A 6452-nucleotide genomic window follows, 5' to 3' on the forward strand; every position below is an offset into this window, starting at 1 on the left:
TGTCATCCATCACGCTTACCCCACAAATAGTTTCCTGGGTTTAATCTTCCTCGTGACGTGTTATATCTTGAATCAAAGTTTGCAGTGCCCAATTCAGTGCCTCAGCTGTTTCTTCAGAATTAAGCCCATACCTTTGCTTAAGAGTTGCCCACGTTAGAGAACTGCAGAGGTGTGAAATTATAGCAGCAACCTGCCTAGCGGCACCTGAAGATAAGTGAGGGGTACTTTCCATAACCATTTCCTGTATTTTTTGATCTCGTTGGTGCCTGCTGTTTGGTTGAACATTGTTTACCAATAAAGCTACCGTGAAAGCCTGTACAAGAGTAGCCCTTTCCTCAAACACTTCTAAATTCTTCCCTACCATGGCTGGGATGTCGTCCAACGATTGTGGCGTAAAAGGAGAACTCTGAGCCATGATTTCTGAGGCTACTTCATAAAGAGCCTCCAGAATCGATTCCCGCGTCGGAAAGTGGCGGTAAACCGTACCATAAGAGATGCCAGCGCGGACAGCTACATCCTTCACACTAAAGTCAAGGATGCGACCTTCACTGATCATCTCCGCCACTGTATCTAAAATTAGATCCCGCGTATTTTCCTTCTGGTTACGACGCAGGGGACTAGTGTAAGAGCGACTATTAGATTTTGTTTCGGACATACAAATTCCCTCCAGTTCTATATTAAGTATAGACCATCTATATTCAATTATGTCTATCTGTTATTAATGTGTCAATAGGCAAAATAGAGCCCCTAATCTGACGTTGAAGTTTGACCTATAACCCAGATACGACACGAAAATGTCCTCTAAGTAAAATAAATCATCTACTTAGAGGGCATTTTCGTGAATTCGCCAGCTATAATTAATTTTCCATTATTTAGCTCCTTGGGTCCTATAAACAACACAAATATTCTATATGATTCTATTGACAAAATTTACACTTAAAGATATTATAAGGTTAACGTAGGATTGGAAAAAGTTCAAAAGGCATCTGTATAATTTAGAATCAGTTTCTGTCCGATTCTTTTATTATTACTATAATTAAAAATAATTCCATCCGAAATATATGAAAAGAGCAATGGACCTTATTAAAGAGGTCGGTTGCTCTTTTTCTTTATTTCGGGTTGAAACTGGGGAAATTCCAGTCCGTCAACTCGAATTTTTACTGACTAGGGTGAGGCAGGTAAAGGGCTGTCGTGTCTAAATGAACAGCCAAAATCAAATGGAAAGAAGGGTTAAGTATGTTATTTCTTGTTAAAAGCGAATTGACACAATTGCCTCCGTTCCCACCTCAACAGGTCAAAGAAATTATGGTAGAAGGATGGGAAAAAGTTATAAACTATCAGAAACAGGGGAAGATTTTGGCACAAGGAATGTTTGCTGGTAGAAAAGGTGGTTGTGTTATTTGGGATGTTGAATCCGTCGAGGAACTCCATATATTAATATCCCAATCTCCTATATTTCCTTTTCTTGAGACAGAGATTACTCCCTTAATCAGTATTGAAAATGCTCTAGAGTCCGTTAAATCGGCTCTAGAAGCAAAACAAACGTCAAAAGAGTAGAATAATTAATCCAACCTAGCCTCAGCCTAGTTTTAGGCCCCTCCAGGGGCCTATTTTTTTTGTTCTTTTTGGGGTATTGAGTCCGATATGTGAATGGTAAATTGGAAGAAAAAAACAGCAAGAAGCTCGAGGCATGATTCAGAGAGCAAAGGTAAAATCGGAAATATGGTAGGATTTGTAAAGAAGAATGCCCGCAATCGCATTTACTATGGTTTGGATAAGTTGAATGAATATGGACTGGCCAATAGAAAAAACCTGCCACATTCATGACAGGCAAAATACTTATTTCATTATATTATTTTACCGTTATTCCTTGTTTCTTTTTAGTGTCTTTTTTTCTTTTCCTTCTATTTCATGTAATTAATTACAGGTCGCTCGACTGTATAGGAATGTACTAAAGCATAGGCGGCTTCAGCTCTTGTTGCGGCTTGATTGGGGTGCAGAGTATTCTCATCAACTTTTAGAATACCTAACCCCCAGGCAAGTGCAATATATCCAAGTGAATCCTGATTAATAGTATCTGCGTCTGTAAAGGGTACAGAATATATGCCTTTAACCTTCGCCGATGGCTCCATATTAATGAGACGAATCATAATTTTTGAAAGATCCTCTCGAGTTAATTCAGACTCCAGTTTTACAGCCTCAGCCAGCCAGCCGCGATCTTTAGCAATTTCTAAAACTTCCCCATCGCTCAAAATGCGATCTCGATAATTCCCTTCTGCAGTAAGCATCGCCCGCAAAAGTGAGCCCACGGTGATTTTCTCATCCGGACGGAAATTTTCTCCGTATTCTCCAAAGGCTCCTGTCAGACCCATTATGCCAATTTCCTTTTCCGCATAATTACCTTGAATATCCAGATAAGTAATGGCCTGAGACCACTGGGATTGAGGTCTTCCATACCAATCCATAGGGTCACCGGTTTTGGCATCAAGGATAGCCGGAACGTACATGTCATAGTCTAACTTCGGTTGATAAGCCAAGTGTATTTCCGGTTGCCCGTTAGGATAAAAGATCAAGGAATATCTCAAAGCCAACGGACTTATTTTTAAGAACCGTTCTGTTATCTCATTGAGAGACAGAACATTCGAGGAACTGGGAAATTCTTGGTTATTCCAGTTCATTTCATAATTGACGACCTGCTTAGCAACTGTATCTACGATCAAATACATTCCGTTGCGGGAAACAGGAATACCGTTGACAACCCTAACATAGTTAAACATCTGAATATTGGGAGGCATTTTTCCTCCATAGAAGTCTTCTGATTGCACTTTAACGAGCTCAATGCGTTCAGGCTGTGTACGTTTAAGAAAGTCATCCGCTATTTTTTGGGCATCTTTTCGGTTCAGAGGCTTGGATTTGTCATCTTGGTTTGATCCATTGGATCGATTAAAACCAACCAAGTCCCCCGTTTTAGCATTTACGCGAGCACTAAGATAACCTTGTTCTCCCATACCGAAAGATTCAGTATTCCACTGTAAATCCCAGACTTGTTCAGTAGGATTTTGCCAGTCAGGATTTAAGCCGGAATTCCTAAGCACAAAATTCTTGGGGATAGTAACCATTTTCTTAACGATCTCAATTGCTTCACTTTGGCTGATTTGTGGAGAATTCTCTTCCGTACCCTGGCTCGTTGAGGGTTCTGAAACTTCAGAAGCAGCCTCAGTCGACAGTATCTTTGAAGCTGATGCTGATGCTGTTGCTGTTGATTCTGCTACTGATACCGCGATACCGCCTGCTGAGCTCGATGATTTATACGCAAGCCCCGCTTTATTAAGTGTGACAGGCTTTCCGGTCAAGGCATCCACCGCTCCTCCGTAGTATTTATTGCTTAACTGATAAACGAGGAGTATCCGTTGAGGTTGAGGTTCTCTTGTCTGGGGATTCATAACCGGAGGCAAAAAATACTGCAGTTCGAGCATTGGGGTATCTGTAAAAACTTGACGTGCTTTATCAGGAGAAATGATATTTGAGGCAACTGGAAAGATAAGATCCTCTGTCCAATTATAGTTGTAGTTTATAACCCGCCCGTCTTCTCCACTAACACTCACGTTTACACCGTTTTCAGGAAAGGGGATACCGTTAACGATTCGAATCCAGCGGAAATTGTACGTAAAGGGTTGAGAGTTATTTAATAGGAAGACTTGTTGCTTATCTGTTACAAGTTGCATTTCTGATTGATGCTTACTAACCAATTTCGCAACCAGGTCCGTGGCTATTTTTAAAGTATCATCTGCGGACAAGACAGGGAGCTTAAAAGACGGCTTGAGCCGTTCGTTCCATTGACTGATGTTTAAAATCTCTCCGCTGATTGCATCAACTTCTGCATTAAAACTCCCACCCGGTTGTTCGATTGCATGCCAATTTAACGAATAGGTGGCACGGTTGTTATACTCATTATATCCGGTATTAAGTTGCGTATAATTCTCAGGGATACTAAAGTTATCTTTGACCGACTGGACTGCCTGCTCAACCGTGATAATCGATTTTTCGCTTCCTAGAGTATTGGCTGGATAAACCAGCAATTGTAATAAGAGCATCCACACAATCACAATGTTCAAATGGCGAATCTTCCTTAACAATTTCCATCAACCCTTTCTTACTTAGCTAATTCTTTAGACTTTCATAACTCTTTAATACTGCCTCCTTCTATTAATGAACTATAAATTCTTTATTTCACTACTCAGGCTACAACAATATATATTCCATCAATTCCATTATTATCCTTTAATATTAAGCAATTATTTTTTATTTTTCCCCTATGTTTAATGGAACTTTTAGAAACTGAAAGATATTAACCATAATTGAACATCAAAAGCTGTCTGTAGAATTTAAAGACAGCTTACCTGCATGCAGATAAGCTGTCGCAGCTTGGAAACCGGAGCAACCAAGGCCAAGCTTTTTTGGATATCACTTACGTCCACGGTTTTCCTAAGATCCAACTTTAGATAATTGGTTCCTTAATGATCTAACACAAACCAGCCTTAAAAATCACGTAAAAAACCAGTAGCTTTGAGGCTACTGGTTTTTATATTGGAAGCTTTCCGACCGACTAGTGGTTCAGCATTTGTTGAAGTTGTTGCTCCACATTATATGAGACCCCGCTATTGTTACCCACAACAACTGACTTTGGAATATACCCTTTATTGAATAGCAAGAAAAAGTTAAGACCCGAAGGGATGGTATTCGGTTCAGTCATTGCCACAATTCCCCCGTTTTTAGCCGCTAAGGCAGCCGTTAACAAGGCATCTGCATAGGGTTTTCCCCAACTGACATCATCTTGGCGAACCAGACCTGATGTAAAGTAAAGCGGGGACTGGGGAGCTTCTTTGTTAAGGAGATTTTGAAAGATAATGCTTTGGGTATCGTAACGATCATAGCCTCCCCAGCGTTTGACTAAAAACCTGGAACTTAGTTCGTTTTCCACCGCATTACTGATAACGGCGGTTCCTCCGAGGAGGACAACATTTGCCGCATTAAGATTTGTTAAAGCTTGAAGCGTAGAAGGTGGCAAGACATCTTTATCTGTAAGTAAAATTGGATTTCCTTGCGCTCCTGCAAAAGCGCTAATCGCGATGGCATCAGGTATAGCGGACCCATTAGCAAGATATACGGTCTGAGTAGAATCGATCCCCACTTGGGCCGAGATCAGGGCTGCCGTATCATATCCTTGTAATCCGGCAATCCGAGTAACCGTATAGTCCTTACTTAAACTATCTTCGATCTCCTGAGCAATAGCGACTGTTCCGCCAACAATATATATGTTCCTGGCACCTAACTCACGAAGTCCGGCTAACGTCCGATCATCTAATGTCGAAGAACCCGTCATAAGAATCGGAGCATCCAGCTTTTTCGAAAGTGGAGCCGCGGCGAGAGAATCCGAAAACTGATCATCTCTTGCCAAGATTACATTCGAAGCACTCGTCCAGCCTTGTTTGGCTATTTCAACCGAAAGTGCTACATTATCAGGAGCATTAGAACCGATACGGCTACCCGCTTCAAAAGCTGGAGCAACGGGTATTGAACTGATAATCTTTCCACCAAAGATAATATCAACATTGCCAGCTTTCTCCGGAGTTATGTTAAGGAGAAACGTTCCATCACTTAAGGTGGTATAACTCTGGGTTGCCGGGCTGGCATCCACGGCCGTTCCATCCACGGTCACTGACCTTTGGTCCAAAACATTCCCTTCCGAATCCGTAAGCTTTACACTTAGAGAGTTTTCGGCATTAACCACAAGTGAACCCGTTACCGTTACTACTGCATCTACAACCTTTATCGTCCCGGTTGCCGAGCCCTTGTTTGGAGAAACAGCGCTAACTTTGAGGGTATATTCTCCGGGCGTATATAAGGTAAGATCGGGAATGCTGTAATAACCGCCACCCCCGGATACGTTATAGTAAGTCACATTGCCCTCAGAATCTGTAAGAGTCGCATTGACCGATCCTGTAAAGAGTTTACTGGTAGGAATACGATTTAATTTAAACTCAACATCCGTCGGCTCCCCAATAACCACGCTCGATTCTTCCTCAGACACAAACGTCAGCCCTCTTAAGGTAGTGTAATTCTCACCACTACTATTAGTACCACTCTCAGTATCAGCAAGCAACATCCCCGGCAACATACCGATCAGCAAAAAAGCCATTATCAGGATACTTAAAACTGTTTGAGTCCGTTTCTTTTTTATCACGAAATTTCTTCCTTTCTTACGTAGCTTTAGCATCCATGAATTCTTGTGAACGGGCAATTTCCCCTGACTTTCACAATCCCCAAATGATCTCTAGACCGTCTCCAACCGTCCCCCTGTTCCCAGCCCCGTCGACCTGAAAGAAAGGGGACAATTGCTTAGTGAACACATTCGTGGGAGTTCACGATAAAGCGAGTGCCGATGCTGAAGG

4 protein-coding genes are annotated in these 6452 nt (G+C 41.7%); 1 reads left to right on the plus strand and 3 read right to left on the minus strand.

Translation table 11 applies throughout. The annotated features are described in order from the left end of the window. Nucleotides 1–40: 40 nt before the first annotated feature. Nucleotides 41–655 carry a TetR/AcrR family transcriptional regulator gene (locus M8E35_RS06990; RefSeq protein ID WP_252468123.1) on the minus strand — a complete coding sequence of 205 codons (615 nt, stop codon included), beginning with the start codon at nt 653–655 and terminating at the stop codon, nt 41–43. Between the two features lie 581 nt (nt 656–1236). Here M8E35_RS06990 and M8E35_RS06995 point away from each other — a divergent pair. Next, on the plus strand, nt 1237–1557 hold the full coding sequence (locus tag M8E35_RS06995) for a muconolactone Delta-isomerase (RefSeq protein WP_252468124.1): 321 nt from the start codon (nt 1237–1239) through the stop codon (nt 1555–1557). A 347-nt stretch (nt 1558–1904) separates the two neighbouring features. Here the strand turns inward: M8E35_RS06995 and M8E35_RS07000 are convergent, their stop codons facing one another. After that, nucleotides 1905–4094 (minus strand): YcdB/YcdC domain-containing protein, encoded by a 2190-nt coding sequence (locus tag M8E35_RS07000; protein WP_252468141.1) that lies wholly within the window; start codon nt 4092–4094, stop codon nt 1905–1907. A 512-nt stretch (nt 4095–4606) separates the two neighbouring features. After that, nucleotides 4607–6244 carry a cell wall-binding repeat-containing protein gene (locus tag M8E35_RS07005; RefSeq protein WP_252468125.1) on the minus strand — a complete coding sequence of 546 codons (1638 nt, stop codon included), beginning with the start codon at nt 6242–6244 and terminating at the stop codon, nt 4607–4609. Between the last annotated feature and the right edge of the window lie 208 nt (nt 6245–6452).

Source organism: Desulfosporosinus nitroreducens, from assembly GCF_023897015.1.
In the GTDB taxonomy this organism is placed as follows: domain Bacteria; phylum Bacillota; class Desulfitobacteriia; order Desulfitobacteriales; family Desulfitobacteriaceae; genus Desulfosporosinus; species Desulfosporosinus nitroreducens.